The sequence below is a fragment of the Pseudomonas sp. C2.3V genome (assembly GCF_058536325.1).
In genome coordinates this window covers 1,628,152-1,645,831 of sequence record NZ_JBZUBN010000001.1, presented here as the reverse complement: position 1 = coordinate 1,645,831, position 17,680 = coordinate 1,628,152, and the positions used below count along the sequence as shown (strand labels likewise).

Sequence of the window (17,680 nt, the reverse complement as noted above, 5' to 3'; positions counted from 1 at the left end):
TATCGGCGTTTGCTCAATTTGCTTTAGGAGAATTCTCTTCAGTCTTTCCCAAGCAGTTGGCTAACTTCGCCACCCCACCCGCTTACAGCAGATGGCCTAAACTGGTTACTCTCTATTTCGGCCTGTTTTGATGCTGCTTTAGTTTTTCTCTATACCTTTTATCCGCAGCACATCCGTTCTAAACCTACATTAGGCTGCCTTTGCCAATCTGGCAGCAATAAAAAAGGCGAGCCAGGCTCGCCTTTTTTATTGCGTTGTATTTAAAGCTTATCAAACAAGCTCAATTGGCTGACTCGTGCAAAGGATGCCTGAGCCGCCTCTAGCATAGTTTGCTGAAGTATAAGCTTAGACGACGCTTCAGCCATGTCAGTGTCACGAATATCCGACTGGGTAGAAGAGTTGGTCATATTCAAGCTTTCATTCTCGATCGAAAGCGTCTCGATCGTATTTAACCGTGCACCAATAGACGACCGAGTAGCGTCAACATTATTCATGGCACTATCAATATTTTTAACTGCCAGGTTAAGTGACTCATTCAATTTAAATTGTGCCGTCTCGTTACCCGTTACAGGGGTTTTAAGCGCCTTAGACAGATTGGACAATGTGTCCAAGATACCTTGTGTTGTCTGTGATTTTGGCGACACACTTAGCTGGTCTCCAGCCTGAGGTGTTCCGCCTACTTGCAGTTGAACTCCTGCATAAGTTAACGACGAGCCACTTAATGATCCCTGCGCAACAGGCTTACTACCCTCGCTTATAGGTTGGGCATAAATTTCATAGTCCGTAGCACTGCTGAATTTAATGGAAACGCCAGTCGCAGGAAACTGCGTGATATAGGCTTGAGAGTCAACAACAGCCCCACCACTTAGCTGGACATTCGATGCATTCTGACCAGAAACTGAAAATTTGTCTGGCGCACTGGAAAGCTCGAATTGATGCCCTGTCAACTCTGAATCTAAAACAGTAGAGTCTTTTGACAGGCCGCTAATACCCAATGAAAAATCTACACCGCGGAACGAAATATTATTTGTAGACTTTGCTGGGTCGATTGTACCTGTTGCCAAGGCCTGGCTAGGATCTGCCTTGCTATAAACCTTGTACTCCTTGCTACTTGTCAGCTCTACCACATAGGGAGCGCCGCTAGCATACGAACTGCTAAAGGTTTGATTGTTAGTTACAACACCCTGACCAAGAAACGCCTTCTGACCACTGGCAGGAAAAGCTGTCACCTGAGATTCAGTGCGAGCATTATTAGATACACTCTCAAAAACGCTCCAACCGCTATCGTTGGAAGACAGCCGCATAGAGCTGGAGACCTGCAGGTCAAGAGATCCTTGATCACCAACGTAGCTGTAAGTACCGTCTGGATTCTGGGTAAACGGTGCCTCTCCGCTCTTTGAACCGCCAAACAAATATTGGCCATTCGAGTCACGGCTATTCATCGCCGTTAGGAGCTGTTGCTGGATTTGATCTAACTCTGCAGCAACCGAGCTTCGATCCTTATCTGAGTAAGCGCCATTTCCTGCCGACAGTGCAAGTTCACGCGCCCGCTGTAACATATTATTTACAGACGTAAGAACGCTTTCCTCTTGCAGCAAACTATTTTTCGCCGTATCCAGATTGCCTTTGTACTGTCCGAGCTGAGCCTGTTGCTGCTCCAGCTGAAGCAAGCGAGCAGCGCCGACCGGATCATCTGCCGGCGTCTGGATACGAACGCCGCTGGAGATCTGCTGTTGGGTTTTAACAATGCTCGAATAGCCGTTCTGATATCCGGCAATATTCGAAGCAAACATTTGTGAAGTAGAGATGCGCATGAATAAAGCCTCTATCGAACTGCATTGATCAGCGTATCGAACGTGCTGCGAGCAATCGAGATCACCTGCGCAGACGCGTTGTAATACTGTTGAAACTTGACCAGGTTAGCCGCCTCTTCGTCCAGGTTGACGCCTGATACCGAATCACGACTGTCTTTTGCTTGGGTCAGCACAGCGCTCGTCGCCTTGGTATCGAGCTCGGCCTGACTTGTAATAGCCCCTACTCGCTCAATCAATGAGCTATAAGCACCAGTAATGCTGGTTCCTACACTCCCGCCACTGACGCCCACCGCATTCTTGGTTTGCAGATTCAGCAGTTGCTGAGCGTTGCGGTTATCAGAGGCGCCGCTCTTGTTGAACGACACCGTGAGGCTGTCATCCTTGGATGGAGAGCCGCTCACCGTCATTTCAAACGAGAACGTTTTGGCCGTTCCGTCTGTATTCAGTACCGCATTGCCAGTGTTATCCAGTACAGGAACATTGACAGCAACCTTGTTGTTGTTGCCCGGAACGATAGTACCGGTCCCGATGGATTCACCCTTGGTGTTGAATACCGAGTAGCTCTGAGAGCCATTCGCGACGTCACCAAATACAATCTTGACCGGCGTGCCGTTCTTGATACCCGCCTGCATCTGAGCATTGGCGGTAGCATCATTGACATCCAGCTTGGTCGTCAAAGTCGGCTGCGTCACACTGCCAGACCCTTTATTACCGGTTGTAAGCGTGGCAGACAACGGCGCAGCGAACGCCAGCTGAGAGGCATCCTTGAGCTGCGCGGAGATGTCTGCCGCCCCGGTACGAGTCGGTATGATCGTGAACTTGTCACCCTTTACCGCAGACCCGCTCGCCAGGCTCAGTGAGAAGCCATCAATCACCGGTGCAGGCGAAGCATCCAGGCTGTAAGAGCCCATGGCTTGGCCATCGGAAAGACGGCGCACCGAATATCTATTACCTTCCTGCATCGTGACTTCATAGTCACTAGTGGTCAGCTTGCTGGTGTCCTTGATGTCTACGTTCAGGCTTGCCGTCTTATCGCTGTTGCCAATCTGGGCAAGGCTGCGATGAGAAACGTTGGCGGCGCTGTTAAGATCAGCAAACATCGGCGAACCGAAGTTGCCGTTAAGATCCAGGCCCTGCCCCAACTGGCTATTCACCTGCTCGGTAATCACCATCGCCATGCGGCCCAGCTCATTTCGGGCCGGATCAAGCACGTTATCACGGTAGTTGAGCAATCCACCCATTTCACCGCCCGTTACCACGGACGAGACATCTTGGGTTGTATTGGCCTTGGTCAACGTAACGGCATAACGCGCCGGATCGATTTGGCTGGGGCCTGCTGCAAGCGTAGACACGGAGTTGCCGACCACCAGGGGCTGACCTGAGCCGATATATAGGTTGTAGTTGCCGTCCTGGTTGACCACCGTTACGCCGATCATCTCGGAAAGCTGACGTACCGCCTCGTCACGGGCATCCAGCAGGTCGTTGGGCGAAGCGCCGTTGCCTGAGGCCTCGGCTATGGCCTGGTTGTACTGAGCTACGCTACCTGCCAGTTTGTTGGCCTGCGTGGCCATGCTGGCCAACTGCTCGTTAACGTAGTTGTTCTGGTCTACCAGCTGATTGGTTACAGAGTTGAAGCGCTCGCTCAAGCCCTGAGCCTGTGTCAGAAGCAGCTGGCGAGAGGCATTATCCGTAGGACTGGCCGATGCTGTCTGCAGCGCAGCAAAGAACGACTGCATGACCTTGCTAACGCCGGTAGTACCGTCCGACAGCAGTGAGTCGACCTGCTTGACCTGGTTGTAAAACGACTGCGCGGCGCTATTCAGCGCAGTGGTCGTCCTTACCTGGGTACCCAGATAGTCATTATAAATACGGCGCACGTCGGCAATGGTCGTACCGGTACCAATATAGGAGGTACCTTCAAGACGCGCTGCCGTCGTTTTCTGAACAGTCTGCTGACGGGTATACCCTGCGGTATCCGCATTGGTAATGTTATGACCCGTCGTGCTCAAAGCACTCTGGCTGGCTGAAAGCCCCGAAAGTCCGATTGAAATGAGGTTCGACATGATCAGGCCTTATGAACGAATCGTAGTTGAGCTATTCGAGGCAATGTTCTGGTAAGTACCAATGCCTTGAGCAATTTGCGTTACCTTGCGTGCATAGTTCGGGTCAGTGGCGTAGCCGGCTTGCTGGAGTCCTTTCATGAACTTCTCTGAATCGCCTCCGCTGTTAAGCGCCTTCTGATACCGATCGTTGTCCTGCAGAAAGCTCACATAGTCATGGAAGCTGTCTGCGTACGAGCCATATGCACGGAACTTGGCTACCTCTTTAACGGGCTGCCCGTTCACATATTCGGTAGTCAGTGCACGCGCCGAACCACCCTGCCAGCCATGAGCCTTGATGCCGAACAGGTTGTGGCTACTGGAGCCGTCCTGCTGCTGGATGATGGACTTGCCCCAGCCGGTCTCCAGTGCAGCCTGGGCCACCAGGAAACGCGGGTCGACGCCGATCCGCTCAGCCGCTTCCTTCGCCATTGGCAGCATCGTGTTAACGAAGTCCTCACGGCTACTGAAGGATGACTTACTGGCCAGGGGCGGTTGCGCATACCGACGTCCACTAATCTCTTGGGAGGCACCCGTACTCAGACCTTTATCGGCCGAAACGGCCAGAGCTTGAGCAGGCTTCCAATCATTTTTTGACAGTGCAGTGTTAGCCGTGCCGGCAACTTGACTGGTCGGATTTTGTACATCCGGCACAATACCGGCCATGACGCGATCAACCAGCTTTCCAGGCAACGCCAGGCGGCGTTGATTGAGAAACTTGGAGTCATCACGCGCAGGATCTACACTGGCCAGTTTATGATCGGAGCGAAGCGTTGAAGGCTGGGCAGCCGCTGACGCTTCACTTTTCGGTGCAGCCGCCTGCCCCACCTGCGCAAACGGATTCGGACGATGGCTGGTCTGCCCCGTCTTCGAGAGCTGACGCTCAAGCACTGATGCCAAGCCAAGGCCACCGCCCTCTCGCGAAAGCGATACGGCCATCTGCTGGTCATACATGCTCTGGTATTGCTTGGTCGTTTCGCTCTGAAACGGACTGTCCTTATCGGCCAGCACTTCATTAGCCGAGCGCATGGACTTCATCATCTGGTTCAGGAACAGCGACTCGAACTCCTGAGCCACTTTCTTGACGTTTTCCTCACTGTCCCGGTTCTTGCCCTTCATCTGGGCAAGGCGGTTCAGGTCGGTGTATGCGCCGGAATCGACGTTACTGCTGTAGGTTCCGCCCAAACGAGAGTCCATGACTACTGCTCCGTTAAATTACAATCAGATCGGCCTGCAAGGCGCCAGCCTGTTTAAGCGCCTCGAGGATCGCCATCAAATCACTGGGTGCTGCGCCAACTTGGTTGACGGCCCGTACAATCTCATCAAGAGTCGTGCCAGGACCAAACCTGAACATCGGCTTGGCTTCCTGCTTGGCCTTGACCGTCGAGTTGGGTACCACTGCTGTCTGGCCGTCCGAGAGCGGATTGGGCTGACTGACAATGGGATCTTCACTGATGGTGACCGTCAGGCTGCCGTGCGTAACAGCTGCAGGCGCAACTTTTACGTTCTGCCCGACGACGATAGTGCCGGTACGCGAGTTGATAATGACCTTGGCAACTGCTTCGCCTGGGCTGACTTCCAGGTTTTCCAGCACAGAGATATAGTCCACGCGCTGGTTGGGATCGAGCGGTGCCGTCACACGAACCGAGCCGCCATCTACTGCCGTTGCCACACCGGGACCCAGCAGATCGTTGATCTTGTCAACGATATGTTTGGCGGTTGTAAAGTCCGAACGGTTAAGGTTCAGCGTCAGCGAGTTGCCTTGATCGAAGCCGCTCGGAACCGGACGCTCGACGGTGGCCCCGCCAGGGATACGCCCTGCTGACGGAACGTTGACAGTGATACGCGAGCCGTCCTTACCTTCTGCGTCAAAACCACCTACAACCAAGTTGCCTTGCGCGACGGCATACACATTACCGTCGATACCTTTTAGCGGAGCCATCAACAGGCTACCGCCACGCAGGCTCTTGGCATTACCGATCGACGAGATGGTAACGTCGATCGTCTGGCCTGGCTTGGCAAACGCTGGCAGGTCCGCATGAATGGATACAGCAGCCACGTTTTTAAGCTGGACGTTTCCGCCGTTGGGGACCTTGATACCGAACTGCGCCATCATGTTATTGAAGGTCTGGACGGTAAACGGTGTCTGAGTCGTCTGGTCACCTGTACCATTCAGGCCTACAACCAGGCCATAACCAATCAACTGGTTGGTCCGCACGCCCTGAATCGTGGCGATGTCCTTGAGGCGTTCTGCCTGGACTGCCGTTGCCGACAGTACCAGTGCGAAAGCAACGCATAGATGTTTCAACATGATTTCACGCCTCAGAACGGAAATAGCGGACTAGTAAAGAAGCGGCTCAACCAACCCGGCTGACTGGCATCGGCAAATGCCCCGGTACCGGAATAGGTAATCCGTGCATCTGCTACCCGAGTGGAAGACACGGTGTTATTGGTGCTGATATCGTCTGCACGAATCAGTCCAGAAATGCGCATCAGCTCATTACCTGTGTTGAGCGTCAGCCATTTTTCACCCCTGACGGCCAATACTCCGTTGGGCATCACATCTGCCACCGTCACGGTCAAAGAACCCGTCAGACTGTTGCCTTGTGCAGCCTTGGCATCACCCTTGTTCTCTCGAGCGCCGTCAAACTGGGCGCCCAGGTTCAGGTTGCCACCCGAAAGCGGGTTGCCAATCTGTGCCTTGGTGCCAAACAGGGAGCTGACCCCAAGATTGGCCGAACTGTCCTTGGAAATATCCGAACTCGCGTTCTTGCTCGCCTGAGTCCTTTCTTCCAGCGTGATGGTAATGATGTCACCCACGCGGAACGCCTTGCGGTCGGTATACAGGTTCTGGTCGAACCCAGGCTGGTAAATGGAGCCATTGTTCTGCGCAGCCGGCATCGGCGTGCGCGGCAGCACCGGCGCGTAATACGGATCGTTTGGCTGAGCAGCAGGTGCTACGCAGCCAACCAGCAATACAGCGCCAAGCGCGGGAACAAGAGCAAGAAGGCGGTTCATACAAACAACGACCTCGCGAATAAAAGCGATTACAGGTTCTGAGTAACGAAGCCAAGCATCTGGTCAGCGGTGGAGATGACCTTGGAGTTCATCTCGTAAGCGCGCTGAGTAGTGATCATGTTCACTAACTCTTCCACGGTGCTTACGTTGGAGTTTTCCAATGTCTGCTGCATGACGGTGCCAAGACCATTCAAGCCAGGGGTACCGTTCTGCGGAGCACCACTGGCAGCGGTTTCCATGAACAGGTTGTTGCCTACAGCCTGCAGGCCGCCCGGGTTGATAAAGTCAGCCGTCTGAAGGTTGCCGATCACCTGCGGCGCCGCATTGTTAGCAGTGGTTACCGACACCGTACCGTCTTCACCCACAGTAAAGGTTCTGGTCTCGGCAGGAACAACAATCGCTGGCTCCAGCGCGAAACCATTGGCGGTAACGACCTGACCATCAGAGTTCAGGTGGAAGGTACCGTCACGGGTATAGGCAATCGTGCCGTCCGGCATGGAAACCTGGAAGAAACCACGACCGTTGATGGCCATGTCCAACGGCTGATCCGTGGTTTGCAGGCTACCTTCGGTAAAGTTTTTCTGGGTACCTACGATACGTACACCAGTACCCAGTTGCAGACCTGACGGCAGCTGGCTGTCCTGAGTGGACTGGGCGCCTGGCTGGCGACGTACCTGATACAGCAAATCCTGGAACTCGGCACGGTCGCGCTTGAAGCCCGTCGTGGAGACGTTGGCCAGGTTGTTGGAAATAGTGGTCAGGTTCATGTCCTGAGCGGATAGACCTGTTTTACTGACCCACAATGCAGACATCATAATTGCGTTCTCCTCAAGCGCCGGCTTTACGGCGTTTCATGCAAACTGGTAATTAGGATTGCAAAACCTTTGCCATCGCAGCCGAGTTGTCTTCAGCCGAACGCATCATCTTGATGTGCAACTCGAACTGACGGGCCAGGGCAAGAACAGAGGTCATTTCTTCAGCAGCATTCACGTTGCTGCTTTCTACGAATCCCGAAGCCACGCGGACATTGGCGTCCGGCGCTGCAGGCTGTTTGTTCTTGGTGTGAATCAGACCATCGAGGCCTTTTTCCATTTGCTTGGTATCAGGGTTAACCAGCTTGATGCGGTCAACCTCGGCCAGTACGCGAGGACTCTCACCTAGCGCCTGAATACTGATTGTGCCGTCCTGACCGATTTCCACCTTGGCTTGCGGAGGCACCGCAATAGGTCCGCCATTGCCAATGACCGGAAAGCCGCCGCTAGTACGCAGCTGACCCAATGCATCAATCTGAAGGCTGGCGGTACGTACATACGCCTCGCTACCATCGGGCGCCTGGACAGCAATCATGCCGTTACCCTCGATAGCGATATCCAGGTTCCGTCCGGTCTCTTGAAGCGAGCCAGGCGTAAAGTCCGTTGCCGGACGCTCGCTCATGGCATAGACGCGTGAAGGATGAGTATCACCAAATACCTGCATCGAGCGTGCTTGCTCAAGATCCTTACGGAACCCTGAAGTGGAAACGTTCGCCAAGTTGTTGGCGTGGGCACGCTGTGCCATTTCATTCTGGCTGGCACCGCTCATAGCGACGTAAAGCAACTTGTCCATAGAATCCTCTAGCGACGGTTTTTTGCAGCGAATTGCTTCGATGCAGGATCTATAGCAAGGCCTGTGCCATATTATTTAAATTAGTTAAGTAGTTGATTTAAAAAGAAAAAGGCCTCGGATGAGGCCTTTTTATCAGAGCGCCGGAATATTGTTGCCGCTAGCGGCAAACCTATCCTTCCCCTAATTAACGAATCTGAATGATCGTCTGGGAAATAGCGTTCTCAGTTTCGATGGTCTTGGCGTTAGCCTGATAGTTGCGCTGAGCAACGATCAGGTCTACCAGCTGAGCCGTCAGATCCACGTTGGAATCTTCCAATGAGCCGGACTCGATCGTACCAATCACACCTGAACCCGGAGTACCACGAACAGGCTCGCCGGACGCAACGGTCTGGATCCAATTAGTGTTGCCTACCGGACGCAGGCCCTGCATGTTGGCGAAGGTAGCCAGAACAGTCTGACCAATGTTTTTCGACTGGCCATTGGTGTAGTTGGCGAACAACGTGCCGCTGGCATCTACGGAAAGACCTGACAGCTGACCCGTGGTATAGCCATCCTGGGTTACTTTAGTAACTGCAGAGCTGCTGTTAGTCTGGGTGACCTTGGTGATATCCAGGGTTACACCCGCACCGTTGGCAGCCGCGCCATTGGCACCCCAAACGACCGGATCAGCCTTGCTGTCTTTAACAGCAGCAGGCACCCAGTTGTTCATGGTCAGCACGTTGTTTGCGTCGACCTGGAAGTCATTCGACGCAATTGAGCTCATACGACCGGCAGCGTCAAAATTCACGTTCGCTGAATACGGTGTGGTTGAGGCTGGATCTGCAGGGTTACGACCGTCAACCGTTACATACATGGTCCACTGGTTTGTATCATTCTTGACGAAGTACTGCATCATGTTGTGCTCGTTACCTTGAGTATCGAACACACTGACTGAGGTAGACCAGTTGTAGCTAGAAGCCAGATTAGGATCGAATGTAGTGGACGTCGGTACCGTCGAGCTTGAGTTCAAGGTCAGCGTCTGTGCTACGGCAGTCGTGGCTTTAGGCAGCTGGTTGGTCGTATCGACCACAAGGTCAGTCACCGCGCCGGGCACAATATTACCATCGATATCAGCACGATAGCCCTGGAGACGGTTGCCCGAATTGTCAACGATATAGCCTTCTTTATCCGTGCTGAACGTACCGTTACGAGTATAGGTCTCCGTACCGTTGTTGCTCATGATGTAAAAGCCATTACCGTTAATGGCCATGTCCAGGCTATTGCCGGTCTTGCTGATTGTGCCCTGCGTGAACTGCTGGGAAATATTGGCAGTCAAGACGCCGCTGCCTGTGGTGTTATTGCCTACACCAAACATCGACGTTGCATAGATATCGGCAAATTCGGCACGGGATGCCTTGAAGCCGGTGCTGCCTACGTTGGCAATGTTATTACCGGTAACGTTCAGGTGAGTGCTTGCTGCTTTCAGACCGCTCAGACCAACATTGAATGACATAATTCTTTCCTCTGCCGGACTGCCGGCTTACTGACCAATCATCTGAACTTGCGACAGCGTCACGCTGCCCAGCCCAGCCAGGTTAAGTTGCATTTCACCGCCATCCTGTCCCAGCGTTACGCTATTGACGGTGGCCGGCAGATAAGTAGTCAGGGCTTGCCGCGTTTCATCGATATCGGCAGATGCCTTGAAGCTATAAATTCCCGCATCAACTTTATTACCTTTCGCATCTGTACCATCCCAGATGAAATCGGTAGTGCCTGCCTTGGCTACGCCCAGGTCGATGGTCTTGACCAGCGAACCTGCACTGTCGTACACGCCGACAGTGACATCCTTACCAGCCGCTGGCATGACCAGCGAGCCATTGAAACTCTTCGAGGTATCCACCATGGACGACCCCGTCTGGGCGATCACGGAGCGTCCCACCAGTGACGACGCCTGCAGCGCTTGCGAAGACTGATAGGTACCTGCGATGCCGTTAACTGCAGAGTTCAAGTTCTGCAGGCTTTCAACACTACTGAACTGGGCCAGCTGAGCGACGAACTCACTATTGTCCTGAGGGCTTAGCGGGTTCTGGTTGTTGAGCTGAGTGACCAGCAGCTGCAGAAAGTCATCCTTTCCCAGACTGCCTTTCTTATCGGTAGACGCAGTAGCATCCTTTGACGAAGTGCTCGTAAGACTTGTCAATGCCGATGCTGCAACGCCTGCGTTATTGGTATTCGTATTGATAGTGGACATGCGTGATCTCCGCTTACTGACCTAACGTCAAGACTTTCTGCATCATCTGCTTGGCAGTGTTCATGATGTCAGCGTTGGTCTGAAATGCACGGCTTGCCGAAATCATGTCCGCCATCTCTTCCACGACATTGACGTTCGGGTAGTACACATAACCGTCTTTATCAGCAGCCGGATGATTGGGCTCGTAACGGGCCTCAAGATTGCTTTGGTCTTCAACGATGCCCAGTACCTGCACACCCGTTCCAGCCTCGCCCTGCTCATCGAACAGAGAAGCGCTGCCACCGTTCTGCGCCTGGTTCAACATGGTTGCGAACACAGGGTGACGGGCACGGTAGGTCTCATCCACGCTGGACGAAACGGTTTCGGCGTTAGCAATGTTACTGGCGATGGTATTCAGGCGCGTGGTCTGTGCGCTCATACCTGTACCAGCAATGTTGAATACATTACTCAGGGACATGGTTACTCTCCACGAAGGGCAGACATGAGCCCTTTGAATTTGTTGTTAAGCAACGTGAAGCTGGCTTGGAACTGCACAGAGTTTTCTGCGTAATTGGCTTGCTCTACTTGCTCATCTACAGTGTTCTGATCCAGCGAAGGCTGAGTGGGTATGCGATAGCGCATCGCAGCATCCGCTGACAGATCACCGAAACCTTCAGCCTCGATATGACGAGTGTTGGTCGTATCAAGGTTGAATTTGCTATGCGACGACTTGTTGGCTTGCTCTGCCAGAACGGCCGAGAAATCCAGATCGCGCGCCTTGTATCCAGGCGTGTCGGCGTTAGCAATGTTGTTGCCCAACACTTCGGCGCGTTGAGAACGGAAATTCAACGCCTGCTGATGGATACCCAATGCTTTATCGAAACTGATACTCATGGTCATGAACCTATTGCCAGAAGGGCTATCTCCCTTTAGCAATGCACATGCCAACTATTAAAAACCTTAAATATCAATAAGTTAACAAAACAAGGCGCGCTACGGCGCCAAAAGCGGCAAGGTTTTTCCGTATTTGAAGGGGCAAGCGGCAAGGATGACGGCAAAACTTTGACAGGAAGGATGGCAAGACAGGAAAAGAAAAGGCCCGACATGTCGGGCCTTTGGCTTATTTCGCTTTGTAAATGATGCCAGGATTACACTGGACCATCTGATAGAGTTCCGGCAGCCCGTTCAAGGCTTCCGACGCCCCCAGGAACAGGTAGCCTCCCGGTTTGAGCGTGCCGTGAATACGCGTCAGGATATCTTTCTTTACATCAGCCGAGAAATAAATCAGCACGTTGCGGCAAAAGACCATGTCGAACTTGCCCAGGCTGGCATAACTGTCCAACAGATTGAGCGCTCTGAATTCAACGCGGCTTTTAATAGCGGGCTTTACTGACCACCGATTCGGCGGAACCACGTCAAAATTACGTTGCAGTCTTTCCTGGGAAAGGCCACGCCCGATTGCCAGTGAGTCATACTCACCCGATTTAGCCGCTGTCAAAATTACACCGGACAAATCTGTTGCCACGATCTGGACACCGCTGCGTAGTTGGCCTGGGCTGCTACGCTCAAACTCGTCTATGGTCATCGATAGCGAGTAAGGCTCCTGGCCCGACGAGCAGGCTGCCGACCAGATACGCAGTCGCTGTCCAGGGTTGGCTTTGGTCAACTCCGGTAACAGGCGATTCTTCAGAACCTCAAACGGGTAGGTATCACGAAACCATAGGGTTTCATTGGTCGTCATCGCATCGACGACCTTCTCCTTGAGTCCGCTGCGTGGCTGGGTCTGGATACGCTGCACCAGCTCTCCCAACGACTTGATTCCTTCCGCCTCCATCAGTTTGTTGAGGCGGCTGGAAACCAGATACTGTTTATTATCACCAAGCAGGATTCCACACGTCTTTTCAAGAAAGACACGGAACTGCATAAAATCTGCATTAACTGCTGACACTTCCGTTCTGCTCCTGAATCAGAAAAGAAGAGCGTTGATCATCTCAGCCTTCATCGGCTGCCTTGATACGCTCAATAACCCGGGACGCAAGATCATCGGGGCGGAATTTAGCGAGGAAATCATTAGCTCCAACCTTCTTAACCATAGCCTGGTTGAATACACCAGACAGCGAGGTATGAAGAAGGATATGGAGGTTGCTCATCCGGGGGTCGTTACGGATTTCTGCCGTCAAAGTATAGCCGTCCATTTCAGGCATCTCGATATCAGAGATCAGCATGAGCAACTCCCGCTCCGGCTTTTCACCATTATCGACCATGTCCTTCAGGAAATTCAGCGCCTGACGTCCGTCATTGAGCGCAGTTACTTCCACTCCAACGGTTCCCAGACAGCGGCTCACCTGCTTACGTGCCACAGACGAGTCATCGACGATCAGCACATGCTTGGTAACGGCTTTTGCCTGAACAACCGTGTCAATAACACCTTCCGAAATGGTTTCGACCGAAGGCGCTACTTCTGAAAGGATTTTTTCCACGTCGATAATTTCAACCAGCTGATTATCGACACGCGTAACAGCCGTCAGGTAATGATCACGACCGGTTCCCTTGGGTGGCGGTTGGATCATATCCCAGTTCATATTGATGATTCGCTCGACGGAGCGCACCAGGAAGCCCTGAACCTTGGTGTTGTATTCTGTAATGATGACGAAGCTGTTCGTCAGATCATCCAGACCACGGCGACCCGTTGCCAGCGCCAAGTCCATGATCGGAAAGGTGCCACCACGAATACTTGCAACGCCACGTACGACAGCACTGGATTTCGGCATCACGGTAAGTTTAGGGCACTGCAGCACTTCCCTTACCTTGAAGACGTTGATTCCATAAAGCTGCGGGCCGTCCAAACGGAACAACAGCAGTTCCAGCCGATTCTGCCCGACCAACTGAGTACGCTGGTTGACTGCATCTAATACGCCAGCCATTTGTGAACTCCTGAAAAGGCCGGCCTATCGGATGACAGAAGACGGCACAGGGATTGCTTAGGTAGATTCATGAACCGCCGAAGACAGTTTCTCGACGCATGAACAGACGCCACATCTCATTACTGATAACGCTTGTAGGGTTCTGCTCTGCAAACCAGACCTATGCAGCTGCCGAGCTAACCCTGCCTGAAGAACTTATCGGCGCAGCTCAAGGATTTCTTGAGGAGCGCGTTCAGGAATATTTGATCGAGAGTCATGCTGAGGGTCGACATGAAGTTCAGGTGAAAGACTTGGACCCACGTTTACGGCTGGCGGCCTGTGATCGACCATTAACCGTTGCACAGCAGGGCCTTGAAGCACCGCTAGGCCGTGTTTCGGTACGTGTTCGATGCGAAGGAAGTACCCCCTGGACCGTCTACATCCCTGCGGAGGTTCGCCTGTATCGAAATGTCGTAGTCACCACCCGACCATTGCTGCGCGATACGATTATAGATCCGCAGAATGTAGCTCTACTGGAGCGAGACGTCGGAAAATTGCCTCAAGGTTATCTGACAGATATCGATCTAGTGATGGGTCAGAAACTCAAGCGGCAGGTAGTGGCAGATCAAATATTAGCTCCCTCCTTCCTCCAGGCAGCCGAAGTGGTGCGCAAGGGCGATCAGGTTGTCATTAGTGCGGGATCGGGAGGCTTTACTGTAAGAATGCAGGGAGAGGCGTTGGTTGATGGAGCCCAGGGAGAACAGATTCGCGTCAAGAATCTGAATTCCAAGCGCGTCATTAAAGCGCGCGTGACTGGCCCGGGAATGGTTGAGGTCGCCATGTAAGCCAAACAGCCACCATGGCCTCTAACAGATGGTTTATACTGACCCATTAGCTTTTTGCCAAACGGAGCACAAAATTTAGCCTAAAGTTTTTTTGGGCTAAGCCGAAAAGCTGGGCATGCGACCGAAACTGTCCGAGGTTCTCCATCATGGTTATTGATTTCAACAGAACGAACAGCACTTCCAGCACCGCCAGCACTAGCCGGACTACTGGACCTGCAGCGACCAATGCAACTAACAAAACCAGTGAAGTTGCCAAAGCAGCTGCCGTATCCCCAACCCAGCCAGCAGGCGAAAATGTAAAGCTGAGCGATGAAGCCCAAACGCTTCAGAAGGCTGTCGAAAAGATTCGCCAAGAGCCGGTGGTTGATAGCGAGCGTGTTAATCGCCTGAAGCAGGCCATTGCTGATGGCAGCTATAAAGTCGATAGCCAGCGCGTAGCTTCCAAACTGCTTGATTTTGAATCCCAGCGCTAAGCGACGCAGCGTTGGAAATATGACGCACGAGTGTAGATCGTATGCACAACGCCAGCTTGCTTGAGCTAACCCTTAGCGATTTGAACATCGCTACAAGGTTACTGGAACTGATCGAGTTAGAACACGAAGCCCTGGTAAATCGCAAGTTCGATTTGCTTGGCCTGTTGCTGGATGAAAAGCAGCCACTCCTGGTTCAACTGGATCAGCATAATCACTTGCGCTCTGCACAATTGCAGCGCCTGGGGTTACCCTTGAGCCGTGAAGGCCTGTTAGCCTATGCCGAACGTTTCGAGCAGGACGATCAGTTGATCGAGGCGGCAGACCAGCTCACGACCGTTATTGAGCAGTGCAAGGAAGCCAACAACCGGAATGGCCAGATCATCAAGGCCAACCAGTATACTGTGGCCAGCATGCTCGAAATTTTGCAGGGCCCTCCTGTGCCCAGTCTGTACAACAGACGCGGCCATCTGCCCCGCTCGAATTACCAACGCCCGTTAAGTCAGGTATGAATTGTTGATACAATGGCTGGGATTAAACGATCCCGGCCATTCTTTATTTATTTGTCAAGAAATGGAGACAGGGCGTGTCCAACGCATTTAATGATGTGCAGGGTCCTCAGCCACCCAAGCTACTCAAGACACCTATTGAGATAGCTGCATACCTAAAACCGTTGGTGGAAACCCGTAGTCCACTCCGCGTAACCTTTCTGGAACGTAACAGACAGTTCCAGAGCTTTCTGATCGACATCAATACCGAACAAGGCTTGATCGCGCTGGATGAACTCATCCCTACCGAGGGGGAACGGCTACTGCTTCAGGGAGAGCGTTTTCGCATCGACAGCTCCCATGAAGGCGTGCAAATCACTTGGGAGTACGACGTTCCAGGCAATTTGAGCGAGCTGAACGACAGCCGCTGCTACTGGTTTCCACTCCCGAAGGAAGTAAGCTATCACCAGCGCCGAAATGCTTTTCGGGTCCGCCTTCAGCTTAATCGCCAGCCAACAGCCGAGCTCTCAGACCTTCCCAGTAAAAAATTCCTGAAAGGTTCGCTCCTGGACATCTCGGCGACCGGCTGCAAGATCCGTATCGCCAAGAATGCAACGTCCATGGTGTCTCCTGGTGAGCTACTGGAAAAATTTTCCGTAGCCCTCCCTGGCAGCGCCCTTAGCTCAACAGTAGAAGTCCGCCACGTTTCTTATAACGAAAGGCTAGATTGTACCGAGGTAGGCCTGCGCTTCTATCGCATGTCGGGCCTAACTCAACGTCAGGTCGAACGCTTCGTCTATCAACTTCAACGCGAAACACGGCGGATAGACTAACGCTTGGGCTCATCCTCAGGTATAGGATTGCTCTCTTCAACCATAGCCTGCACTGCAGATGAGGAAGTCTCTTCATCTGCAGCCTCCGCTGGAGTTGCCACTGCCTCTGCATTCTGCATCTGATCATGGACTACCTGCTCATCTACTCGCGGGTCCAGTGCCGCAACCAAAGGTGAGCTGGCCAGGCTATCCGGCATAGGCACGTGTTGCAGCGGGGCCTCGTCGACACGGTGCAAGCCTTTTACATCCTGCGGCCTGATACGCCACACCAGAATCAATCCGCACACACCGATGGACGCGTACAACATGTTGGCGCCGAACCAATTCATCAAGGCACCTACCAATAGCGGACCGATACAGGCCCCCACGCCAAAGGTGGCCAGGAGCATGGCGGTAAGGGATACCCGTCGCTCCCCTTCCACATGGTCATTGGAAAGCGCAACGGCTAGAGGATAAAGCACAAAAAGCAACATGCTGACTGCAAAGCCAAGAGCAAGCAGCAGTAATAAGGGGACCTTGGGCAATAACGCCAGCGGTAGTGCAGCCACCACCAGAACAAGCGCAACCTTATTGATCAGCCAACTACGATCATGGCGGTCGGAAAGCCAACCAATAGGCCATTGAGCCAGCAGCCCTGCGAAAATACAAACCCCCATGAATAAGCCGACTCGCTCGGTTGGCAGCCCTTGGGCCGCGGCGTAAACAGGCGCAAGACCATAAAACGAACCGATAGCGAGGCCACTCACTACAGTTGTTGTTAACGATTGGGGGATTCGTTTGAAGAAAAATCCAGGATCAAGAGGAGCCGGACTCATCGGGGCCGGGTGGATCTTCGCAGTGATCGCAACAGGCACCAGACAGAGCGCAAAACAGAGCGCAACCAGCATAAGCTTTTCGCTACCGAGCTCAGGCCAGGCAATCAGTACACCTTGCCCTAGAACCAGACCAAAGTAGGAAGCCGTCATATACCCCGAGAATACCTTGCCTCTCTGGTTGGGCTCAGCTTGCTCATTCAACCAGCTTTCCAACACCATGTACTGGCACATCATGCCCATCCCTACCAGCATACGCAGCAGCAGCCACACGGGCAGAAAGGGCAATATTCCGGTTCCCAGAACTGCAGCAGTTACGATTCCCGCACAAGCAACGTAAGCCCTTATATGCCCTACACGCGCAATAAGACGATGCCCTACCTTGCCTCCCAACACCAGACCCAGGTATTGAGCACCTGTCAATGCACCGATCCAGGCCCCTGGAACTTCCTCGGACGCAAGCCTTAGTGCCATATAGGTGCTAAGCAGGCCTGAGCCGATCAGCATGAGCAACGTAGCAGCATAAAGCGCTCGGAAGGCAGATAACGTACGTCCCATTACAGCTCCTTACGAAGGCAGCACAA

18 protein-coding genes are annotated in these 17,680 nt (G+C 53.0%); 4 read left to right on the top strand and 14 right to left on the bottom strand.

What is annotated here, in order from left to right:
- Positions 1-260: 260 nt before the first annotated feature.
- The 13 genes from AC4LF3_RS07765 to AC4LF3_RS07705 all read right to left on the bottom strand — a co-directional run bounded on the left by AC4LF3_RS07765 (position 261) and on the right by AC4LF3_RS07705 (position 13,669).
- Entirely contained in the window at positions 261-1,814 is a 1,554-nt protein-coding gene (locus AC4LF3_RS07765; protein WP_491835035.1) for a flagellar hook-associated protein 3, read from the bottom strand.
- Positions 1,815-1,825: 11 nt separating this feature from the next.
- On the bottom strand, positions 1,826-3,877 hold the full coding sequence (gene flgK / locus AC4LF3_RS07760) for a flagellar hook-associated protein FlgK (RefSeq protein WP_491835034.1): 2,052 nt from the start codon (positions 3,875-3,877) through the stop codon (positions 1,826-1,828).
- 9 nt (positions 3,878-3,886) lie between these two features.
- A complete protein-coding gene (flgJ, locus tag AC4LF3_RS07755; protein ID WP_491835033.1) occupies positions 3,887-5,110 on the bottom strand; it encodes a flagellar assembly peptidoglycan hydrolase FlgJ in 1,224 nt (407 codons plus the stop codon).
- Between the two features lie 13 nt (positions 5,111-5,123).
- On the bottom strand, positions 5,124-6,224 hold the full coding sequence (locus AC4LF3_RS07750) for a flagellar basal body P-ring protein FlgI (protein WP_010797882.1): 1,101 nt from the start codon (positions 6,222-6,224) through the stop codon (positions 5,124-5,126).
- 11 nt (positions 6,225-6,235) lie between these two features.
- On the bottom strand, positions 6,236-6,931 hold the full coding sequence (gene flgH, locus AC4LF3_RS07745) for a flagellar basal body L-ring protein FlgH (RefSeq protein WP_010797881.1): 696 nt from the start codon (positions 6,929-6,931) through the stop codon (positions 6,236-6,238).
- A 29-nt stretch (positions 6,932-6,960) separates the two neighbouring features.
- On the bottom strand, positions 6,961-7,746 hold the full coding sequence (gene flgG, locus AC4LF3_RS07740) for a flagellar basal-body rod protein FlgG (protein WP_010797880.1): 786 nt from the start codon (positions 7,744-7,746) through the stop codon (positions 6,961-6,963).
- Between the two features lie 52 nt (positions 7,747-7,798).
- Positions 7,799-8,536, bottom strand: a complete 738-nt coding sequence (flgF, locus tag AC4LF3_RS07735; RefSeq protein WP_019365186.1) for a flagellar basal-body rod protein FlgF — start codon at positions 8,534-8,536, stop codon at positions 7,799-7,801.
- A gap of 184 nt (positions 8,537-8,720) precedes the next feature.
- Positions 8,721-10,028 (bottom strand): flagellar hook protein FlgE, encoded by a 1,308-nt coding sequence (flgE, locus tag AC4LF3_RS07730; RefSeq protein ID WP_219653228.1) that lies wholly within the window; start codon positions 10,026-10,028, stop codon positions 8,721-8,723.
- Positions 10,029-10,055: 27 nt separating this feature from the next.
- Positions 10,056-10,766, bottom strand: coding sequence for a flagellar hook assembly protein FlgD (locus AC4LF3_RS07725; RefSeq protein ID WP_010797877.1), 711 nt, complete (start codon positions 10,764-10,766; stop codon positions 10,056-10,058).
- 13 nt (positions 10,767-10,779) lie between these two features.
- Positions 10,780-11,223, bottom strand: coding sequence for a flagellar basal body rod protein FlgC (flgC, locus tag AC4LF3_RS07720; RefSeq protein WP_010797876.1), 444 nt, complete (start codon positions 11,221-11,223; stop codon positions 10,780-10,782).
- A 2-nt stretch (positions 11,224-11,225) separates the two neighbouring features.
- The gene (gene flgB, locus AC4LF3_RS07715) at positions 11,226-11,639 is read right to left on the bottom strand and encodes a flagellar basal body rod protein FlgB (protein ID WP_026003857.1); all 414 of its coding nucleotides are present in this window, start codon (positions 11,637-11,639) and stop codon (positions 11,226-11,228) included.
- 226 nt (positions 11,640-11,865) lie between these two features.
- Positions 11,866-12,693 (bottom strand): protein-glutamate O-methyltransferase CheR, encoded by an 828-nt coding sequence (gene cheR / locus AC4LF3_RS07710; protein ID WP_010797874.1) that lies wholly within the window; start codon positions 12,691-12,693, stop codon positions 11,866-11,868.
- 43 nt (positions 12,694-12,736) lie between these two features.
- Positions 12,737-13,669: a chemotaxis protein CheV gene (locus tag AC4LF3_RS07705; RefSeq protein WP_010797873.1), complete on the bottom strand. Its 933-nt coding sequence runs from the start codon at positions 13,667-13,669 to the stop codon at positions 12,737-12,739.
- Positions 13,670-13,767: 98 nt separating this feature from the next.
- Here AC4LF3_RS07705 and flgA point away from each other — a divergent pair, with 98 nt between their 5' ends.
- The 4 genes from flgA (at position 13,768) to AC4LF3_RS07685 (ending at position 16,284) form a co-directional block, all read left to right on the top strand.
- Positions 13,768-14,493, top strand: coding sequence for a flagellar basal body P-ring formation chaperone FlgA (gene flgA, locus AC4LF3_RS07700; RefSeq protein ID WP_125887870.1), 726 nt, complete (start codon positions 13,768-13,770; stop codon positions 14,491-14,493).
- 146 nt (positions 14,494-14,639) lie between these two features.
- Positions 14,640-14,966 carry a flagellar biosynthesis anti-sigma factor FlgM gene (flgM, locus tag AC4LF3_RS07695; protein ID WP_010797871.1) on the top strand — a complete coding sequence of 109 codons (327 nt, stop codon included), beginning with the start codon at positions 14,640-14,642 and terminating at the stop codon, positions 14,964-14,966.
- 41 nt (positions 14,967-15,007) lie between these two features.
- Complete coding sequence (locus AC4LF3_RS07690) at positions 15,008-15,475, top strand: flagella synthesis protein FlgN (protein WP_125887869.1); 468 nt, start codon at positions 15,008-15,010, stop codon at positions 15,473-15,475.
- Between the two features lie 74 nt (positions 15,476-15,549).
- Complete coding sequence (locus tag AC4LF3_RS07685; protein ID WP_407363153.1) at positions 15,550-16,284, top strand: flagellar brake protein; 735 nt, start codon at positions 15,550-15,552, stop codon at positions 16,282-16,284.
- On the opposite strand, the gene AC4LF3_RS07680 is transcribed toward AC4LF3_RS07685, so the two are convergent.
- Positions 16,281-17,654, bottom strand: coding sequence for an MFS transporter (locus tag AC4LF3_RS07680; RefSeq protein ID WP_125887867.1), 1,374 nt, complete (start codon positions 17,652-17,654; stop codon positions 16,281-16,283). The two genes, AC4LF3_RS07685 and AC4LF3_RS07680, sit on opposite strands and share 4 nt — an antisense overlap.
- Between the last annotated feature and the right edge of the window lie 26 nt (positions 17,655-17,680).

Coding starts and splice junctions, on each gene's coding strand:
- AC4LF3_RS07765 (WP_491835035.1), bottom strand. CDS start 1,814: ATGCGCATCTCTACTTCACAAATGTTTGCTTCGAATATTGCCGGATAT.
- flgK (WP_491835034.1), bottom strand. CDS start 3,877: ATGTCGAACCTCATTTCAATCGGACTTTCGGGGCTTTCAGCCAGCCAG.
- flgJ (WP_491835033.1), bottom strand. CDS start 5,110: ATGGACTCTCGTTTGGGCGGAACCTACAGCAGTAACGTCGATTCCGGC.
- AC4LF3_RS07750 (WP_010797882.1), bottom strand. CDS start 6,224: ATGTTGAAACATCTATGCGTTGCTTTCGCACTGGTACTGTCGGCAACG.
- flgH (WP_010797881.1), bottom strand. CDS start 6,931: ATGAACCGCCTTCTTGCTCTTGTTCCCGCGCTTGGCGCTGTATTGCTG.
- flgG (WP_010797880.1), bottom strand. CDS start 7,746: ATGATGTCTGCATTGTGGGTCAGTAAAACAGGTCTATCCGCTCAGGAC.
- flgF (WP_019365186.1), bottom strand. CDS start 8,536: ATGGACAAGTTGCTTTACGTCGCTATGAGCGGTGCCAGCCAGAATGAA.
- flgE (WP_219653228.1), bottom strand. CDS start 10,028: ATGTCATTCAATGTTGGTCTGAGCGGTCTGAAAGCAGCAAGCACTCAC.
- AC4LF3_RS07725 (WP_010797877.1), bottom strand. CDS start 10,766: ATGTCCACTATCAATACGAATACCAATAACGCAGGCGTTGCAGCATCG.
- flgC (WP_010797876.1), bottom strand. CDS start 11,223: ATGTCCCTGAGTAATGTATTCAACATTGCTGGTACAGGTATGAGCGCA.
- flgB (WP_026003857.1), bottom strand. CDS start 11,639: ATGAGTATCAGTTTCGATAAAGCATTGGGTATCCATCAGCAGGCGTTG.
- AC4LF3_RS07705 (WP_010797873.1), bottom strand. CDS start 13,669: ATGGCTGGCGTATTAGATGCAGTCAACCAGCGTACTCAGTTGGTCGGG.
- flgA (WP_125887870.1), top strand. CDS start 13,768: ATGAACAGACGCCACATCTCATTACTGATAACGCTTGTAGGGTTCTGC.
- flgM (WP_010797871.1), top strand. CDS start 14,640: ATGGTTATTGATTTCAACAGAACGAACAGCACTTCCAGCACCGCCAGC.
- AC4LF3_RS07690 (WP_125887869.1), top strand. CDS start 15,008: ATGCACAACGCCAGCTTGCTTGAGCTAACCCTTAGCGATTTGAACATC.
- AC4LF3_RS07680 (WP_125887867.1), bottom strand. CDS start 17,654: ATGGGACGTACGTTATCTGCCTTCCGAGCGCTTTATGCTGCTACGTTG.